Here is an 18,947-nt window from a genome sequence, read left to right on the forward strand (position 1 = left end):
TTATCCATAAACAAAAAATAGGCTACTTTTTCCTTCTTATCAATCCTTGTTGAGAGGATGAGCAGATAACCCGATGAGGAGGAAAATATGTCAAGAAAGAAGACCTGGGATATTTCGGATGCCTTTTCGGGAATTGGTGCAACCCCTGATTCCCACAGATCCAAGAGTCTCCAACAAGACCTACCAACGCCAATGAGGGGGTGGCAGGAAACCGAAATATTCCAACCGCCTCTACTTTTCGGCAATGGTTTACGTCTTACGGACTGGCATCAACTGGAATGCCTTGCCCCGTGAAAAGTTTGGCGGGCTGAGCTCCTCGGCACTTCACGATAAATTCCAGCAATGGAGTGTGGCCGGTGTGGTTACTAAAATTTGGCAGCGAGGTCTGGCCGAATACGACGAACTGCAAGGAATTTCTTGGGCTTGGCAAGTGGCAGATAGTTCTAGCATCGAAGCACCACTGGCCAGAGAGTCCGCTGGTCCAAACCTGACGGATCGGGGAAAAGAAAGGCTCAAAACAACATGTTCTTGTCGACGAGAATGGCATCCCTATCTCGCTCGCTACTCGTCAGTGCAGCCAACCGGCATGACAGCGTGGCTCTGGAGCCTTTACTCAAAGCAGTCCTCGTTTCACCGACGCCAGCAACGCAGCGGAACTTGTGCCTGGATGCAGGGTACGTCGGCAAAGAGGAAGTCGTCCAATGCCATGGCTTCATCCCACACATCCGTGTCCACGAGGGGCGGAGAAAAAAGAGATGGAGACCAATCCCAAGTTCAAGGCGCGAAGATGGGTCGTCAAGTTGACTCACTCCTGTTCAATCGTTTTCGAAAGTTGATTCCCAGGTATGAAAAAACGGATTGCTCCTACCAGGCCTTGACTAGCTTAGCGGCAGCAATAATCACTTTGAATAAGATAATGTCTATTTATGGATAAGCTCTAAATGTGAGGCAGTCCGGAGTTTGGATTGGTTTCACTAGGATAGTCACCTAAAAATTCCTCAGACTCGAATAGAGACGAACTCATTTGACGGTTATAGTCAGATCTGGGAAAGCCAATCAAACGGATCTCTATTGCATTCACTCGAAGGAATGAAAGGAAATTCACATGCTTACAGCCCAAGAGGCACTGATGCGGTTGCAGGAAGGCAACAAGCGTTTTGTGGAAGGACAATCAACCTATAATAACAATGACACACGCCGCCGAAATGAATTGGTGGATGGTCAAACGCCCTTTGCCATCATTTTGGGTTGCTCAGATTCAAGAGTTCCAGCCGAGATTGTCTTCGATCAAGGACTTGGGGATCTATTTGTGATTCGAATCGCTGGAAATATTGTCGCCCCTTCCCAAATAGGGAGTATTGAGTTTGCGGTAGAGACCTTTCAGACTCCCTTGGTCGTCGTGCTAGGACATACACGCTGTGGAGCTGTCGCAGCGACGTTAAATCAAATCCGTCAACCCCAAGCCAGTCGCTCTCAGCATCTGCGTTCGATTGTGGAGCGTATTCGTCCTGCAGTGGAACCCTTATCAGAAATTCGGACCGATCTCACTCACGAACACCTGCTTGAACGGGCAATCCGATCCAACGTAAGAATGTCTGTCAATCAGTTGCGACATGGATCTTCTTTCTTGGAAGAAATTCATGATAGTGGTTCTCTTTGGATTGTTGGAGCCGAGTATTCTCTTGAAAGTGGACAAGTAGATTTTTTTGAGAGCCAACACTAATTTATATTTGCTTCATTCGAATCATAATGAAATCCTTGAATTCGAATCATCTAGTCATTAAAGAAACTAATCTTTATTGCAGATCTGAGAGTCTATGAAAATTTAAAAAAATAATTTTTTAAATAAGCCAATTACAAAAGAGATTTAATTTTAAATTCACCGTAAGAACTAATTTAGTATCTAAATGACAAAAATAACGCTCAATTCTATCATAAAAATAATTTAATTATTAAAAATTAAATTATAACGTTATAATATTAAAATATAATACAAAGATTCTGATAGATGGTAGAAACTCGTTTTGAGTCAAACAATGCAAAGCCATTATAGTGGTATTTCGTTGTTTAACTGTTTTTTAATCAAAGAAAGGAGAAGGTCATGAAGAGACTTATTTCATTACTAGCAGTCTGTCTGTTGGCTTCAACTGCAACTGCTGCAAAATTAAATATGCTGATTAATCAGTCGCCATGGTTTGATGGATTTCGTAAAACACTTGTCATGTATGAGGAGGAAACGGGAGAAACTATTGAACTCGATGTGACACCCTATCCAGGAATGTCAGAAAAAATAAGGAATAGTATTAGATCACCAGAAGCCATATACGATATCGTCATTACTTCGACTGAATTTATGGCTACTTATGCCAATAGCGGAGAATTTATTAATTTCAATGATATCGATCCAGATTTCAAATTAGATAGTGGAATCTGCGGTTACCAAGACACTAGCTATTGGAATTATGAAACCAGATCATTTGATGCAAAGAATGGTGAGTTTATTGGTATTCCAGTAAATGGCAATGTACAGGTTCTATACTATAGAAGAGACTTGTATGAAGAGAAAGGACTACAACCTCCAAAGACATGGGATGATTTGATTAAAAACGCAGCTGAATTTCACAATCCTCCAAGAATGTATGGAATGATTCAGAGATCGGAACGTGGTGCCGTAACCTATAATTTTGGTCCATACATGTTTAGCCACGGTGGCGCCGTTTACAAGGACCCTCAGAATGGAGATTTCAGTATCGTTTTCAACAGCGAAAACAATAGAAAAGCCTTGGAGAAGTATCTAGAAATCCGAGACAAGGTTGGCCATCCAAATGCTCACTCAATTGGTCAAGGAGAGATGATTCAGTACTTACGAACGGGTAAAGCAGCTCATGCAATCGCTGTTATCGCAGCTTGGGGAGGAATGGATGATGAGGAAAAATCTGCTGTAATTGGCAAGATGGGTGCGGCCTTGATTCCAAGTGGGCCCAATGGGAGCGCAAGCAGTCTTGGACACTGGGAGGCACACATTCCAAAGAACGTGAAGCCAGAACATCAAAAGGCAGCTCTGAAATTTCTTAAATGGCTTGTAACAAAAGAAAATCAGATCAAATACACAGAAAATGGTGCTGTACCAGTAAGGTGTGATCTGATTTATTCTCCAATAGCGAAAGAAGATCGATTTAGATTCATTGAAGCTCTTGGACAGAACTCTGAAGTTGCTAAGTTTATTGCACCGACAGTAACCGCAGTAGAGTCAACAGCCATTACGAATCTTTACCTGAATAAAATTGTTGCAGGTGAGATATCAATTGTTGATGGCTTGAATCAGGCAGCTGAAGAATTACATAAAATCACTGCCGATAACGGTATGAAGACTGGAATGCTGCCCAAGCTCAAATAGTAAATAAACTAGGGCGGTTCATCCGCCCTTTGAGTAAAACTATGGAAAATCGTTCAAAAGAAACTGACAGGTATTGGAATGTTTTATCCCTTGCACCACTATGCTTACTTCTGTTTTTTCTAACAATCATTCCTCTGCTAAGCCTTATCTATACATCATTCTTCAAAGTTACATGGAGTGGTGGTTATTTGTATGAAGGAGTTGGTTTTCAAAACTTCTTCGATTTAGTTGAGAATAAATTTTACATTCCTGGTGTTAAAAATACTATTCAGTTTGCTCTAATTACAGTCATAATTCAGATTTTAATTGCCTACGTAATTTCAATTGTTCTCAATAAAATTAAATATAGGATTATCTATCTATCGATTTTCATGCTGCCAATACTTTTGCCGCCAATTGTGATTGGCTCAATTTGGCGGTTGATGTATGGTTTTGATTTTGGACTTTTCAATTACTTACTTTCATACCTCGGAATAATGCCAATTGATTGGTTGGGAGATCCTAAAATTGCTTTCATATCTATTATTATTCTTGATATTTGGCACTGGACTCCTTTTTCAGTTATTTTGTTAATTACAGCCATTGAAGGAATTCCGAAAGACATACTTGAAGCAGGCTTAGTTGATGGAGCAAACTTTTTGAAAGAGGCTTACTATTTAATCACTCCATTGATTATGCCTACAATTATTGTAGCGAGTCTCTTTAGATTTATAATGTCATTCAAAGTTTTCGATGAAATTTATCTACTAACTCAAGGTGGACCTGGAACTGCTACGGAAGTTGTCAGCTTCTCTATTTATGAAACATATTTTGAGTCTGACAATATTGGTCTGGGTTCGGCAATGTCTGTAACCACTCTGATCTTAATTATTCTTATCATGTATGCTGTTCAGAAAATTTATATAAAGCTGAGATTGAACGCGCATGACTAGATTCTTATCACATTCACTATTAGTGATTCTTTCATTCATTTTCTTGCTTCCATTTGGTTGGATTGCCAGCCTAGCGTTTAAACGCCAAATTGATATTCTCATGACTAATATTATTTCACCTATTAGTTATGGAAATTTCATTAAATTGTTTGCATCGAAAGAATCTACATTTAGTAATGATATCCTAAATTCTTTATTTATTGGATTGAGTTCTACACTTATTGTGCTGATTGTATGCTCACTCGCGTCATTTACACTGACGCGATTAAAAATCGAAAAATGGGTGGGAATTATTATTTTTGGATGGTTGTTGGTGTTCCATATGATACCACCCATTACATTCATTGGCTCCTGGTTTGTTTTAGCAAATTCACTTGGTTTGTTTAATTCTTACAGTGCACTCATCATTGCTCACGCTACAATAAATTTACCATTAGGACTCTTTATCATTACTAACTATATGAAAGAGATTCCTCATGAAATTCAGGAAGCTGCAGTAATTGATGGTGCGTCCAATTATCAAACTTATTTTAAAATTTTTCTACCCTTGCTATTACCTGGTTTGTTCACAGCGGCAATAATTATTTTTCTCTTCAGCTGGAATGACTTCATGATATCTATCAACCTTTCTGCAAAAGCAACACAGACTGTCCCTGTTTCAGTAGCCACCTATGCTCAACAGTACGAAGTAAGATATGGAGAAATGGCGGCAGGCTCACTGGTTTCATTAGTACCTGGGCTATTACTTACAATCTTTGCAAATCGCTATATTGTGAGAGGAATAACCGCTGGTTCTGTGAAATGAATTTTAGCTTATCATTTAAAAGGATAGTCAATGAAACTTGTCTTCATCTTGTTTGATTCACTTAATCGTCATCTCCTTTCGCCCTATGGTGGACAAATTAATACCCCAAATTTTAAACGGCTTTCAGAGAAGGCTCAGACATTCAATAAACACTATGTTGGAAGTTTGCCTTGTATGCCAGCTCGCCGGGATATGCATACTGGTCGGCTAAGTTTTTTACACAGAAGTTGGGGCCCGTTGGAGCCCTTTGATAACTCCTTTCCTGAAATTCTTTTCAAAAATAATGTCTACAGCCATCTAGTAAGCGATCATTATCACTATTGGGAAGATGGTGGCCTTACCTATCATAATCGCTATGACAGTTATGAATTCATTAGAGGGCAGGAGGGTGATGCATGGAAGGCAATGGTAAAGCCACCTTGGGAACGCCTGAAAGAGAAATATGACTCCAATCAGCTATCAACGGAGAATAGAAATTACTTTAGAAACAATATCATCAATAGAGAGTATTTACTCACAGATGAAGATTACCCATGTGTTCAATGCTTTAATCATGGAATTGAATTTCTAGAAAACAACCATGAAGCAGACAACTGGCTATTGCAGATTGAAACATTCGACCCACATGAACCTTTCACTGCACCAATGCGTTTTCGGAATAATTACGAAACCAATTGGAAAGGGGGAATCAGGGATTGGCCAAAATATGGAAGAGTTGAGGAACTCGAAGACGAATATAACGAGCTAAGGTCAAATTATTTTGCACTCCTTGAATTATGTGATGAGCAACTGGGTCGTGTTTTAGATTATTTTGATCAAAATGATCTTTGGGCTGACACCGGCTTAGTGGTAACTACAGATCATGGGTTTTTACTAGGTGAGCACGATTTCTGGGCTAAAAACAGAATGAATATGTACCAGGAAATCGTCAACATTCCCTTCTTCCTCTACCATCCAAATCAAAATCAATCACAAGAGTGTAATTCACTGACACAGACGATCGATATCTGTCCTACGATTTTAGACTTTTTTGGGGTTGATCCTCCATCGGAGTGTCAGGGTCAATCTTTACTCAGAGTCGATGCAGAGAGCTTCAATCATCGAGAAGCTCTGATTTATGGATATTTTGGTGGTGCTGTGAATGTAACTAATGGCGAGTATACCTACCACAGATATCCTTTTGACTTGATGCAACAGGAAATTTTTCAATACACCTTAATGCCAACTCATATTCGTCAACATTTTTCAGTTGATGAATTACAGCACGCAATGTTGAACGAGCCATTTGACTTCTCCAAAGGAGTACCCTTACTAAAAGTTCCTGTAGTTCAACGTTCTCCAATTCATCAGTATTATGGTCCTGGCTGCATGATAGAGAATGATACTAGACTCTATAATATTATTGATGATCCAAAACAGCAAACGATGATCAAAGATTCGAAAACTGAATCAACGATGACTGAGTATATTTCTCAATTGATGAAATGGAATCAAGCGCCACCAGAAGCCTTTACTAGATTACAGATCTGAATCTCTGAGTTGTTCAGCAGAAGAGACGATATTTTCGTAGAGATGAGCCACACTACGATTTGTTAACGTTGATTCTTTAAATAGAACACCGGTTGTATAACTGATTAGAGGTTCAACCTTAACAGGATAAATTTCATGGCTCTGCAAAATCTTTTTCATCATCGAAGGTAGTCTGAGGATGTATTCGCCCTGAACCGTCAATTGAATACCCAAATAGATTGATGTGGTTTCCAGAGCATATACTGGATTTTGAATTTGATTTCTTATGCAAAATTCTTTGACACCATTATTGTCGTAAGTTTCGTTGCCCCAAGAAATCCACTGATACTTTGTTAAGTCCTTCACTGGTTTTTCACTTTTGAAAATTGGATGAGACTTATGGGCGTAAACAATTTGTGAAAGCGGAAGCAATCCACGATAGCGTACTGGCTTTTGGATTTTTTGATAATTGGGTTCAGCTCCTAATATGAGCGTGATTTCATCTTTAATTAATTCATCACGCAGCGTTGTAACAGATCCGTATTTTATATTTATAAAGACATGATTATTGTTTCTTTGATATTCCGCAAGAATTTTTGGGAGTAACACTGTACTCCAAGCATGGCCCGCTCCAATCGTAATTTGATTCCTATTTTTAATTTCTTTCAATCTTTTGATTTCAACCAGGGCCTTGCCTTCTTCTTCTAGCAATTTTAACGCATGCTCATATAAAATTTCACCTTCTGGTGTTAAGTTCACTCCACGTATTGATCGTTCAAAAAGTTGGACACCAAGTTCATACTCTAGGTTTTGAAGTGTTTTACTGACGGATGGTTGTGAAATATTTAAACGTTGTGACGCACTGTTTATACTTTTGCTCTCAACAACAGCAATAAACTGCCTAATTTCTCTTGATAGCATTATTTCTAAGAATAAAAATTTATGAAAAACACTATTGTTTTTTTCACTGATCAGCAAAGAGGAGATACTCTCGGAGCTAATGGCAACCCATCAGGTTTGACTCCCAATCTAGATTATTATGGAGCCAAAGGGATCAATTTTCGAAATGCATTTACACCCCAACCTGTATGCGGTCCAGCTCGATCTGTGATGCAAACTGGAAAATTTGCAACGAAAACAGGTTGTTTCCGCAATAAAATTCCTCTAGATCTATCCGAATGGACAATCGCTAAAACTCTAGAGGCAAATCATATCCAAACAGCATATTTTGGTAAGTGGCATCTTGGTAATCCAGACTCATTTGGAAGTGTAATCAAACCAGAAAGAGGCGGCTATGAGTTTTGGCTTGCTGCCAACCTCCTTGAGTTCGTTTCCAATTCCTATGACACACGCCTGTACGATTCCAATAATGAAGAAGTTCGTTTACCCGGATACCGTATTGATGCAGTTGTAGATGCCGCGATTCGTTATGTCTATGAGAATCAAAACAAACCATTTTTTATCTTCATTTCCTTGCTTGAGCCACATCATCAAAATCATCTTGATAATTATCCGGCCCCTCATGGATATGAAGAAAGATATCGAAATTCCTGGATTCCCTTGGATTTGCAAGCTCTAAGTGGTTCTACCTACATGCATCTGCCTGGATATTACGGAATGATCAAACGGATTGATGAAGCATATGGTCGTTTGATTGATGCACTAGCCAGTTTGAATCTGTTTGAATCCACCAACGTGATCTTTACTTCAGATCATGGCAACCAATTCAAGACCCGAAATGATGAATACAAGAGGACTCCCCATGATAGTGCTACTCACATTCCACTAGTTTGCACAGGCGGAGATTTTCTGATTTCTCGCACTGTCAGACAAATCGTAAGCTTAGTTGATATTGTTCCAACAATTCTCGACCTTCATCAATTAAATATTCCTGAAGATCTTCATGGTAAATCACTGCTGCCACTGTGCTACGAGACACATCCAAGCTGGAATAATGCAGCCTTGATTCAAATCAGCGAAACTCAGATAGGCCGTGCCGTTCGGACAGAAAAGTGGCTATACGGTGTAACTGGTAATGGAGATCCTTGGAGCGACAGCGCGGCAAGTCTTTATACAGGAACTTACCTGTATGATCTCCAGGCAGATTCGGCCCAGCTACACAATCTCATTAACTATCGCTCTCACATTCCAGTGCAGCAGGAGCTCAGATTACTGCTGAAAGAACTGATGATTCAGGCTGATGAAGCTGACTTTGAAATTGAGATCACGGATTCTGATCAAGAATACAACCAGCTGAAGTCAGAAAACACTTTCCCTTATTTTCCTGAATATCTGGTTGATTTTCGTTGAATAAACGCATTTGAATGTTGCCATTTTCTTTCTCCATAATTCTTCCAAAGCCTCTTGGAGTGTAACGAATTCCTTGATTTGATTCTTCTGAGAATTGAGCTACCCTCCTTTGATATTTTTTCAAGCAGACTTCCAGCTACTCATCCAACCTTTTCGTGTTTCATAGACAAATGGCGAATTCCTTCCGCTTCTCCATCGACCGTGGAGGCACATTTACTGATGTGTATGCCGAGGTGCCTGGAGAACCCGGCTTTCGTGTGGTCAAGCTACTCTCTGAAGATCCAGCACACTACCCTGATGCACCCCGCGAAGGCATCCGTCGGATTCTTGAAGAAGTCACCGGTCATCCATATCCCAAGGAAGGCTTCGTGTCGTCTGATATCGACTGGATCCGAATGGGAACCACGGTTGCTACGAATGCCTTGCTTGAACGAAAAGGTGCGAAGACGTTACTTGTGATCACTAAGGGCTTTGGCGACCTGCTGCAAATCGGCAATCAGAACCGGCCACGCATTTTTGACCTGGAGATCCGCAAACCTGAGTTGCTGTATCAGCAGGTGCTTGAGGTCGATGAGCGGGTTCGACTCCGCAGAGCGGATGATTTACATCCCGGTATTGTGGGTACCACTGGTGAAGAGTTCCTTATTCTTGAAAAACCTAACCTGGAAAAGGTTTGCAACTCCTTAGAAGAAGCTAAACAAGCGGGTATTAAAGCCGTAGCGGTTGTCTTTCTACACGCCTATGCGTTCCCACAGCATGAACAGGATGTCGGAGCGTTGGCCCGAGAACTTGGCTTTACGCAGGTTTCGCTCTCTCACGAAGTGATGCCGATGGTTAAAATGGTAGCACGTGGTGACACAACGATGGTAGCTGCATATCTCACCCCACACATCCGCCAATACCTCAATAGCTTCCGCTCGGGTTTTTCGGATGGACTGGAACAAAGCAACCTGTTCTTCATGCAATCCGACGGAGGCCTGACTGCCGCAGACCGCTTTCAAGGCAGCAATGCGATTCTTTCTGGTCCGGCTGGAGGAGTGGTGGGTTATGCGCTGACCACGGACCTTGGCAAGCCCGTGATTGGCTTCGACATGGGAGGCACCTCGACGGATGTTTCACGTTACGGCGGAGACTGGGAACATACCCGTGAGAGCGAAACAGCGGGTGTCCGTATCCAGGCCCCTCAACTGGACATCCGTACGGTCGCTGCAGGTGGTGGTTCCCGCCTGTTCTTTCGCCAAGGACGCTTTGAGGTTGGCCCCGAATCAGCAGGAGCCCATCCGGGTCCAGTCTGTTATCGTAAGCAGGGACACTTGGCAGTAACAGACGCCAATCTTGTACTGGGTCGGCTGCACCCTGACTATTTTCCACAAATCTTTGGTCTCCAGGAAAACGAACCGCTCGATCTGGCTGGCGCTCGAACTGTCTTACAATCCCTGACCGATCAGATCAACGATGAAACTGCGTCCACTGGGCAATCAGGTTGGACTGTCGAAGAGGTTGCCTTGGGATTCCTGCGTGTTGCGAATGAAACGATGATCCGGCCGATACGTGAGGTTTCCGTGCAGCGTGGCTTCGACATTCAGGAGCATGTGCTGGCCTGTTTTGGAGGAGCTGGAGGACAACATGCCTGTGCGCTGGCAAGAGATTTAGGAATCTCCCTCGTCTTCGTCCATCGTTTTGCCGGCATTCTCTCTGCCTATGGAATCGGGCTTGCGGATCTGACCACAGAACGCCAGGAACCAGCTGCAGAAGTGCTGGCCCAGGTTGGAGACCTTTCTCCCACTCTGCCCAGCAACCTAGCCGAACGTTTGACTGAACTGTCAGCTCAGGCAGCTGCAGAACTTCAGGAACAAGGAGCGTCTTCCTCCACCTTGCAGGTGCAGCACTTTTTGAACCTGAGCTATCAGGGAACCGACACTCACCTGATGATCCGGGAACCAGAGGATGGCAACTACGCCCTGAGTTTCCGACAAACCTATCTCCGTGAATACGGCTTTGAACTGGAGCGAGAAATTTTGGTGAATGACTTGCGTGTGCGTGTCATCTCCCCTTCTCCAAGTTTGCAGAAGTTCAAGGTTCCTCCATCCGAGGGTCCGGCTGAACCGATTGATCAGACCCGCTGCTACTTTGAGAATGGATGGCACCAAACCCCGGTCTTTCGCTGTGAATTACTGAAAGCTGGGCATCAGATTTCCGGACCAGCGTTGCTGCTGCAGGATACCTCGACGATCGTGATCGAGCTAGATTGTCGAGCAGAAATCAGCGAATACGGTGATGTGCTGATCCATGTCGAGGCCCCTACTCATCGGGAGGTTGGAATTACTCGGGACCCGATCCATTTGTCAATTTTCGGCAACTTGTTCATGTCGATCGCCGAGCAGATGGGCCGAACGCTGCAGCGCACCTCGATCTCGACCAACATCAAGGAGCGTCTGGACTTCTCCTGTGCGATTTTTGATTCTACCGGTGGCTTGGTAGCCAATGCTCCTCACTTACCGGTTCATTTGGGTGCCATGAGTGAAGCTGTACGGCAGCAGGTGCGGATCCAGGGAGATAACCTGCGGCCCGGAGATGTGCTGGTGACCAACCACCCACAGGCTGGAGGCAGTCATCTTCCCGACATCACCGTGATCACTCCTTGTTGGCAGGATGGACAACCCCTCTTTTATGTAGCAAGTCGTGGACATCATGCTGACATCGGTGGAATCACTCCTGGCTCGATGCCTCCCTTCTCTCGTACGCTGGCCGAAGAAGGGGCCTGTTTGAAGAGTTTCAAGCTCGTCGAGAATGGGATTTTCAACGAAGCAGGGATTACGGAGTTGCTAGAGGCCCCAGCTCGAATTCCCCGACTCCCTGGAGAATTGCCGATTGCTGGAACGAGGCTGCTGGCGGACAACATTTCCGACCTCAAGGCCCAGGTGGCTGCTAACCAGCGCGGTATTGACCTGATTCAGGAGATGGTCGAACACTGGTCGCTGGAAGTCGTGCAGGCCTACATGAAACACATCCAGGACAATGCGGAAGAGTCCGTCCGGCTGATGTTACAGCAACTCTCAGTTGGGAAAAATCTGCCAGAAGTTGGGACCATTCACGCAGTTGACTATCTGGATGACGGCTCACCAATCTGTCTTGCCTTGACCATTGATCGTCATGACGGCAGTGCTTGTTTCGATTTTGCAGGAACCGGCACGGAACTCTGGGGAAACCTTAACGCACCCAAGGCTGTCACTTACTCAGCAGTGCTCTATGCTTTGCGGAGCCTGATTCGTCAGGACATGCCGCTGAATCAGGGTTGTCTGAATTCCATCAAAATTCGCATCCCCAACGGTTCTCTCCTTTCTCCCTCTGAAGAGGCCGCCGTGGTCGGAGGCAATGTGCTCACCTCACAGCGCATCACCGACGTGATTCTCAAGGCCTTCGGAGCGTGCGCCGCTTCCCAGGGCTGCATGAACAACCTGACCTTTGGTAACGAACGTTTCGGTTACTACGAGACAATTGGTGGTGGTGCCGGTGCTGGCCCAAGCTGGCATGGTCAGTCCGGAGTGCACACCCATATGACCAACACTCGCATCACCGATCCTGAAATCCTGGAACGACGCTATCCGGTTTTGTTGCGAGAGTTTTCAATCCGGAAGGGATCTGGTGGAAAAGGCGAATTCAACGGAGGGGATGGTTTGGTGCGGGAACTGGAATTTTTGGAGAAGCTGCAGGTCGCAATCCTTTCTGAAAGAAGGAGCCACGCACCCTACGGCATGGCTGGAGGCAAAGACGGGCGGTGCGGTCGTAACCTCTTTCTACGTAAGAACGGTCCAGCGCTAAATCTTGGGGGTAAGAATGAGATCCAAGCTCAATCACAGGACCGCTTCCGTATTGAAACCCCCGGAGGTGGAGGGTGGGGTCAGGTGAAAGACTCATGAAGCCGAATCCAAACATTTTTCAAACAAAGTTTTCAGACTAACAGCGTTCAGTAGAATTTATTGGTCTGCAACTGCTGATTGCTCACAAAGATCCAGCAATTCCTGGATTTCGGCACCACGGGCAAAATCAGGTTGGTCGTTCACACCGCTTTGAATGCTCTGGATGAAGCGCTGGTACATGTTCGGTACACTGCCACATTCCAGTACCTCCCACTTGGCTTTGTCGATATTTGGACCCACACACCATTCCAAGGTCGTCATCGACTTGTCCAGATCGATGCGCAGGGAGCCTTCGCTACCGAAGACACGCAGCGCCACGGTGTTGTCATGGCCTGTCGCCCAACGGGAGGAATGGACAGTCCCCAGAGCGCCATTGGCATAGCGAACACTGATCACAAAGGAGTCATTGGCATCCAGAGTATACTCTCCCATTTGTGTGCCTTTGACATTTGGGAAGGTCTGGAGTGTACAGTGAAGGCTTAACAAGGGACCGATCGGATAAGTTGCAAAGTCAAGGATGTGGACACCAATGTCTCCCAAAGTACCCTTGCTTCCATGTTGAGTGGAGAGTCTCCAGAGCCACTTGTCCTCCTTCTTCCAATCTCCCCAGGCCTTGCTGACCAGCCAGCTTTGCAGATAGCTTGCTTCCACATGCATGATGTGACCGAGCTTTCCAGCCTGAATCAATTCATGCGCCTTGTGAATCGCTGAGGCATTGCGATAGCTGAAGTTGACCATGTTGATCACTCCAGCCTGTTGAGCTGTCTCAGCCATCTTCAAGGCATCAGCATGATTCTCAGCAAGGGGTTTTTCACAGAGAATATGCTTGCCAGAGGTCATTAGTGGAAGTGTGGTTGCACAGTGGAAACGATCTGGAGTGACGTTGGCCACCGCATCAAATTCGGTAAAGGCCAACAAACCTTCCAGGCTGCTGAAGGCCTGTGGAATGTTGTTCTTCTTCGCAAACTTCTGAGCAACAGTTAGATGAATGTCTGCACAGGCAACCAATTCAACGCCTTCGATTTTCTGAAATTCTTCGGCATGGCGCTGTGCCATTCCCCCCGTGCCAAGTATCGCTAAGCGAATCATCGTAATCCTTCGCTGCCAGGTTCATGGAGTTTAGGCCCTCTCTCCTGAATATCTTCAATCGGAGGAGTTGCCTTGCGAGTATAATTGTCCAGCCAGAGTCCTGGGGTAGGACAAGCCCACTTGACTGCGTTTTTCAGGACCAGTTGGATTTCGGGCTGATGATAGATGGGATAGGTTTCATGCCCTGGGCTAAAGTAGAATATTTTCCCATTTCCTCTTAGGTAGGTCAGGCCTGAACGGAAGACTTCGCCTCCTTGGTACCAGCTGCTAAAGATCATCTCATGGGGAGTTGGCACCTGGAAAGGTTCGCCGTACATTTCTGTCTGAGAAACTTCAAAATAGCGTCCCAATCCCTGTGCAATGGGGTGTCCGGGATTACAGACCCAAACCCGTTCCATTTCTCCAGCTTCTCGCCAGATCAAAGAGCAGGTTGTTCCCAATAGTCGCCTGAAGATCTTGGAATAATGCCCTGAGTGCAGCACCAATAGGCCCATCCCTTCGAGTACTCGAGCCTGAACACGATCAACGATCTGATCTTCCACCTTGCTGTGAGCTGCATGTCCCCACCAGGTGAGCACATCAGTCTGTTGCAGCACTTCTTCGGTCAAACCATGTTCGGGTTCCTGCAGTGTGGCAGTTCGAGCCTGAATTTCTGGGTCTTCATTGAGCGCATCAGCAATGCAGTTGTGCATGCCCATGGGGTAGACTTTCTGGACGATCTTGCTGGTTTGTTCATGAACATTTTCACCCCAGACAGTAACGCGAATCGACATGTTTCTCCGCTAGATTATAAATGTGACGATTGAGGAAAAAAGTTAACGCCTACCCTCACCTGAGTTGCAACGAGTGTAAAGTGAAAAAAACAGAGAAAATCTACTGAAGACGCCGTAGTTGTTGAAAAAAATCTGCCCTTGATTGTTTTTTTTGCAGCGCCTTTTGAACTACATCCATTTTGCCTCCTGGAGCTACTTGAAATAGGGAAGGATCGATATCATTGAGAAAGCGCGACATGGTTTGTGAAATCTCTTCTCGATAGCGCTTGCGTCGACGAGCCATTGAGAGGGTTAGCTCTTCTCGAGCTCTCGTAATGCCTACATAACAGAGTCGTCGTTCCTCTTCTTCACCACTTTCATCAAGACTTCGTTGGTTGGGGAAGATACCCTCTGCCATTCCCACTAGAAACAAATAGGGGAACTCAAGGCCTTTGGCGCTATGGAGAGTCATCAGGGTTACTTGGTTGCTGGCCGAATCTTCTTCCCGGTCATTCTGGGTAAACAGCATCACTCGCTCCAGGTAGTCTCGCAGACGTTTTTCAGGGTTCTGCTCTATAAACCGATCCAATCCTCGCATCAATTCCAGCACAAAGCCAACCCGCTTTTCTTTTGTCTTCGGATCGATTTTTTGTGTCTCCAGATCACGGATCAGCCCCACATCTGACAGCAAATCACGTAAGAGTTCCCCAAGTGGTTCTTGTTGAAAACGCTGCCGATAGCGCAAAATCATCCGTGCGAACGACTCCATGCTCATTGCAGCTTCAGTTGGAATTCTAGAGTGTTGCCGTGCCTGTTTGCAGATTTCAAAGAGTGGTTTTCCCAGTAACTGGCAGTAGTAGTTGGCCTGAATCAGAGAGGTCTTACCAATTCCTCGACGAGGATAATTGATGATCCGATGGAGGCTTACCTCATCAGAATGGTTATGAATCACCTTCAGATAGGCCAAGGCATCCTTGACTTCTTTGCGTTCATAAAAACTGGTGCCCCCAATCACTTGGTAAGGAATCCCGGAATCTCGCAAAGTTTCTTCAATTAGTCTGGACTGGAAATTGGAGCGGAAAAGGATTGCATAATCTGAGTGGGCGCGTCCGTGCCTCAGCACCTGAATCTTAATCCGACGGGCTACCAACTCTAATTCTTCGGTCTCATCTTTGCCCTCGATCCATTCCAGGGGCACACCGGTTGGCTTTTGAGACCAGAGCTCCTTTGGCATTCTTTGTGGGTTTTGCGAAATGACCTGATTGGCAGCCTTGAGGATTGTTGGTGTAGAACGGTAATTCTGTTCCAGGCGAATGATCTTGGCTTCTGGGAAGTCCTGTTCGAAATCAAGGATGTTGCGGACATCTGCTCCACGCCATCCGTAGATCGACTGGTCGTCATCACCCACCACACATAGATTGCGATGACGCTGGCACAGATGACACATCAGCTGGTACTGAACACGATTGGTATCCTGATACTCATCAACCATCAGATAGTGATATCGCTCTCGGATTGGTACCATGGCCTCAGAGTGTTCCTCAAAGAGCTTCAGGGTCAGTAGCAAGATGTCATCGAAGTCGATCGCATTGCAGCCTTTGAGAACGCGTTGATATTCCGCAAAGACTTGTCCAACTTGGGTGCTCCTGGTCGAGTTCCTCTGCTGAAGAAAATGATCTGGACCAAGTCCTCGATTTTTTGCTTGTCCAATCTCGTAGTGAACCCCTTTGGCATCAATCAAACCGGAATCTTCCAAATCATGATCTTCCATGATTCCTTTGATCACAGACTGCTGATCTTGGGTGTCATAGATCACAAAGTTTGAACGATATCCCAGTTGATCAATGTGCTCTCGCAGTAGCTGAACACCCAAGGAATGGAAGGTGCTCAACTGTACTCCCTTTTGCTTTCCTCTCAGTTCTTCTTTGAGCCGCCCCTTCATTTCACGGGCAGCTTTGTTGGTGAAAGTCACTGCCAAAATTTCTGCTGGTAGAACTTGCTCGACTTGGATCAACCAGGCAATGCGTTGAATGATTACCCTGGTTTTGCCACTCCCAGCACCGGCTAGCACTAGAATGGGACCTTTGGTGTAGGTGACCGCTTGATGTTGCTGGGAGTTGAGATGAGAGAGGTCCATCAATGAGCAGGTGTTTCAACAGAGGCGAGAGGTGTTCCCATTAGGACATCTCCCCGAATACTCTCCAGTTGAACCGGAATGAGTCGATTGCTGTGTATGCCTTTGTGCTTGGTAGAGTTCAGTTGAACGCGCAGGTAATTGTCCGTATAGCCACCTTGTCGACCGTCCGGTTTGGTCTTTTCCAGCAAGACGCCACGACTAGTTCCAACAAAACGCTGCATAAACTGATGACGCAATCTTTTGCTGAGTTCACGCAGTTGGGCAGCCCGTGCTCGCTTATCTTCTGGAGAAACCTTGGCTGACAACCTGGTTGCTGGAGTCCCAGCCCTCTCAGAGAAGGGGAAGACGTGCAAATAACTCATCGGCAGGTTCGCTAGCAAATTCAACGTCTCTGTAAACTCCGACTCACCTTCACCAGGAAATCCCACCATGACATCTGTGCCCACGCAAAGGTCTGGGATTTTCTGGATAGCATCTTCGACTTCACGGGCATAGTCGAGTGCGCTATAGCGGCGTTTCATCAACTCCAGAATCCGGTTGGAGCCGGATTGAACAGGCAGATGGAGAAAAGGTACTAACTTATGGCTCTGATCTCCCATTCGTTCCAACAGACTAGGGTCAACAGTGGTTGGCTCAATCGAAGAAATCCTGATCCTTTGTAGGTCTTTCAGAGAATCGAGAAAATCGACAATATCCACCAAACTGTGTCTGTGGATGTCATAGGTGCCAAGGTTCACTCCAGTTAGAACAATCTCTTGAATACCCGAAGCTACCTGTTGCTCTGCTTCTGCACAGAGGTTGTCAAACTCACGGTGTCGTGAACGTCCACGAGCAAAGGGGATGATGCAGAAGGAGCACATGAAGTCACAACCATCCTGCACCTTGAGTTGACCACGTGTTGGACCAAGAGGTCTCTCTGCTTTTCCTTCCTCGGCAAGAGGTAATGGTAGTGAGAAAGGAAGACGTCGAATCTTGTTGTGCACAATCTTTGGGGATTCTTGTGCTTCATCTAACAGAGGTAACCAGTTTGCTATTTGGTGCTTGGCTTCATTTCCAACTACAAGGCCGACACCAGGAAGATCTGCCATGGTTTCCGGTTCCATTTGAGCCTGACAGCCGGTTACTGCAATTCGTGCTTGAGGCATGCGCCGATGGAGTGATCTGATCAATTGCCGATTTTTCGAATCACTGGCTCCTGTGACCGTGCAGGTATTGACAATGCACAGATCTGCTTCAGCATCCTCAGGCACAATCTGGTAGCCTTGTTGGCTCAACTGATGTCCTAGGCTCTCACTTTCTGAATGATTGAGCCGACAGCCCAAGGTATGCAGGGAAACTCTGGTCGTCATGAAGGAAGATTGCTAAGATATTGGACAGTAATTGTTTGCAGACTCTTGAAATAAACGAATAAAGGTATCACAGGAAGGGCAAGTTGCGATGAAAAATTCCCAGTCTTGGAAGGGTCTATTATTCATACTCGGTTGTTTTGTGTGGTTTGCTTCCACAGCAGAGGCTGTAGGTGTGCGACTACAATTCCTGATCCCCACTGGGGGTTCTGCAGAAGTGAACGGTTTCAACGAGGAAGATCCACAAACCAGTGGACTTGGACTCTCTCTCCTGTTACCTGTGACAGAATCGCTACGAATCGTTGCAGGTTATAATTATTTTGCGGCAACTATCGAGGAAACTCAGGACAACGCAACCCTCAGCAGAAAAAACGATGGGGCTTTCTACGCTCATATTCTGGAAGCTGGTGTTGAATATACAGGTATCCAGCTATTCACAGATTACCAGTTGCTGCTGGGTTTGACGGCTCGAATCCCAATGAGTGCAGATGGTTCTGTCAAAACAACTGATACTGACAAAACAAACTCAACAGTCGATTCCACAAAGCTGAAAAGCACAGAACCGGTTGGAGGCGGTGTATTGGCAAACATAGGAGTTAGCCGTGGAAGGTGGGATGTAGGGATTTATTATCAGGGGACAAGCCTTGAATACGAGATCGGGGTTCCTCAACTGAGTGGGGAGGCAGAGAAGGCTAACGTGATACTGACGGAGTACGGGCTAAGTGTGGGATATCGGTTTTGAAGGGTGTT

General features: G+C 45.3%; 13 protein-coding genes and 1 pseudogene. 9 read left to right on the forward strand and 5 right to left on the reverse strand.

What is annotated here, in order from left to right:
• The first annotated feature begins 118 nt into the window (after positions 1–118).
• The 6 genes and pseudogenes from P8O70_08190 to P8O70_08215 all read left to right on the forward strand — a co-directional run bounded on the left by P8O70_08190 (position 119) and on the right by P8O70_08215 (position 6,664).
• Positions 119–934 (forward strand): annotated as a pseudogene (locus P8O70_08190) (IS5 family transposase).
• A gap of 171 nt (positions 935–1,105) precedes the next feature.
• The gene (locus P8O70_08195; GenBank protein ID MDG2196857.1) at positions 1,106–1,723 is read left to right on the forward strand and encodes a carbonic anhydrase; all 618 of its coding nucleotides are present in this window, start codon (positions 1,106–1,108) and stop codon (positions 1,721–1,723) included.
• Between the two features lie 378 nt (positions 1,724–2,101).
• On the forward strand, positions 2,102–3,397 hold the full coding sequence (locus tag P8O70_08200; GenBank protein MDG2196858.1) for an extracellular solute-binding protein: 1,296 nt from the start codon (positions 2,102–2,104) through the stop codon (positions 3,395–3,397).
• 41 nt (positions 3,398–3,438) lie between these two features.
• Positions 3,439–4,329: a sugar ABC transporter permease gene (locus tag P8O70_08205; GenBank protein MDG2196859.1), complete on the forward strand. Its 891-nt coding sequence runs from the start codon at positions 3,439–3,441 to the stop codon at positions 4,327–4,329.
• Complete coding sequence (locus P8O70_08210; protein ID MDG2196860.1) at positions 4,322–5,134, forward strand: carbohydrate ABC transporter permease; 813 nt, start codon at positions 4,322–4,324, stop codon at positions 5,132–5,134. Before P8O70_08205 ends, P8O70_08210 begins: the two co-directional genes overlap by 8 nt.
• Before the next feature lie 30 nt (positions 5,135–5,164).
• Positions 5,165–6,664 carry a sulfatase gene (locus P8O70_08215; GenBank protein MDG2196861.1) on the forward strand — a complete coding sequence of 500 codons (1,500 nt, stop codon included), beginning with the start codon at positions 5,165–5,167 and terminating at the stop codon, positions 6,662–6,664.
• On the opposite strand, the gene P8O70_08220 is transcribed toward P8O70_08215, so the two are convergent.
• Complete coding sequence (locus tag P8O70_08220; GenBank protein ID MDG2196862.1) at positions 6,653–7,564, reverse strand: LysR family transcriptional regulator; 912 nt, start codon at positions 7,562–7,564, stop codon at positions 6,653–6,655. The genes P8O70_08215 and P8O70_08220 overlap by 12 nt on opposite strands.
• A gap of 21 nt (positions 7,565–7,585) precedes the next feature.
• Here P8O70_08220 and P8O70_08225 point away from each other — a divergent pair, with 21 nt between their 5' ends.
• Positions 7,586–8,953 (forward strand): sulfatase-like hydrolase/transferase, encoded by a 1,368-nt coding sequence (locus P8O70_08225; protein ID MDG2196863.1) that lies wholly within the window; start codon positions 7,586–7,588, stop codon positions 8,951–8,953.
• Positions 8,954–9,123: 170 nt separating this feature from the next.
• Entirely contained in the window at positions 9,124–12,873 is a 3,750-nt protein-coding gene (locus tag P8O70_08230; protein MDG2196864.1) for a hydantoinase B/oxoprolinase family protein, read from the forward strand.
• Between the two features lie 57 nt (positions 12,874–12,930).
• On the opposite strand, the gene P8O70_08235 is transcribed toward P8O70_08230, so the two are convergent.
• The 4 genes from P8O70_08235 to mtaB all read right to left on the reverse strand — a co-directional run bounded on the left by P8O70_08235 (position 12,931) and on the right by mtaB (position 18,200).
• Entirely contained in the window at positions 12,931–13,962 is a 1,032-nt protein-coding gene (locus P8O70_08235; GenBank protein MDG2196865.1) for a Gfo/Idh/MocA family oxidoreductase, read from the reverse strand.
• Positions 13,959–14,735: a ThuA domain-containing protein gene (locus P8O70_08240; protein MDG2196866.1), complete on the reverse strand. Its 777-nt coding sequence runs from the start codon at positions 14,733–14,735 to the stop codon at positions 13,959–13,961. Before P8O70_08240 ends, P8O70_08235 begins: the two co-directional genes overlap by 4 nt.
• A gap of 100 nt (positions 14,736–14,835) precedes the next feature.
• Positions 14,836–16,851, reverse strand: coding sequence for a UvrD-helicase domain-containing protein (locus P8O70_08245; GenBank protein MDG2196867.1), 2,016 nt, complete (start codon positions 16,849–16,851; stop codon positions 14,836–14,838).
• The gene (gene mtaB / locus P8O70_08250; protein ID MDG2196868.1) at positions 16,851–18,200 is read right to left on the reverse strand and encodes a tRNA (N(6)-L-threonylcarbamoyladenosine(37)-C(2))-methylthiotransferase MtaB; all 1,350 of its coding nucleotides are present in this window, start codon (positions 18,198–18,200) and stop codon (positions 16,851–16,853) included. The genes P8O70_08245 and mtaB overlap by 1 nt, the downstream gene beginning before the upstream one ends.
• 88 nt (positions 18,201–18,288) lie before the next feature.
• On the opposite strand from mtaB, the gene P8O70_08255 reads away from it, so the two are divergent.
• The gene (locus P8O70_08255; protein MDG2196869.1) at positions 18,289–18,939 is read left to right on the forward strand and encodes a hypothetical protein; all 651 of its coding nucleotides are present in this window, start codon (positions 18,289–18,291) and stop codon (positions 18,937–18,939) included.
• The last annotated feature ends 8 nt before the right edge of the window (positions 18,940–18,947 follow it).

Source organism: SAR324 cluster bacterium (genome assembly GCA_029245725.1).
In the GTDB taxonomy this organism is placed as follows: Bacteria; SAR324; SAR324; order SAR324; family NAC60-12; genus JCVI-SCAAA005.

Bases quoted from the DNA above. Each gene is read 5' to 3' on its own strand.
- P8O70_08255 (MDG2196869.1), top strand. From the start codon at position 18,289: ATGAAAAATTCCCAGTCTTGGAAGGGTCTATTATTCATACTCGGTTGT.
- P8O70_08195 (MDG2196857.1), top strand. From the start codon at position 1,106: ATGCTTACAGCCCAAGAGGCACTGATGCGGTTGCAGGAAGGCAACAAG.
- P8O70_08225 (MDG2196863.1), top strand. From the start codon at position 7,586: ATGAAAAACACTATTGTTTTTTTCACTGATCAGCAAAGAGGAGATACT.
- P8O70_08205 (MDG2196859.1), top strand. From the start codon at position 3,439: ATGGAAAATCGTTCAAAAGAAACTGACAGGTATTGGAATGTTTTATCC.
- P8O70_08200 (MDG2196858.1), top strand. From the start codon at position 2,102: ATGAAGAGACTTATTTCATTACTAGCAGTCTGTCTGTTGGCTTCAACT.
- P8O70_08240 (MDG2196866.1), bottom strand. From the start codon at position 14,735: ATGTCGATTCGCGTTACTGTCTGGGGTGAAAATGTTCATGAACAAACC.
- P8O70_08210 (MDG2196860.1), top strand. From the start codon at position 4,322: ATGACTAGATTCTTATCACATTCACTATTAGTGATTCTTTCATTCATT.
- P8O70_08245 (MDG2196867.1), bottom strand. From the start codon at position 16,851: ATGGACCTCTCTCATCTCAACTCCCAGCAACATCAAGCGGTCACCTAC.
- P8O70_08230 (MDG2196864.1), top strand. From the start codon at position 9,124: ATGGCGAATTCCTTCCGCTTCTCCATCGACCGTGGAGGCACATTTACT.
- P8O70_08215 (MDG2196861.1), top strand. From the start codon at position 5,165: ATGAAACTTGTCTTCATCTTGTTTGATTCACTTAATCGTCATCTCCTT.
- P8O70_08220 (MDG2196862.1), bottom strand. From the start codon at position 7,564: ATGCTATCAAGAGAAATTAGGCAGTTTATTGCTGTTGTTGAGAGCAAA.
- mtaB (MDG2196868.1), bottom strand. From the start codon at position 18,200: ATGACGACCAGAGTTTCCCTGCATACCTTGGGCTGTCGGCTCAATCAT.
- P8O70_08235 (MDG2196865.1), bottom strand. From the start codon at position 13,962: ATGATTCGCTTAGCGATACTTGGCACGGGGGGAATGGCACAGCGCCAT.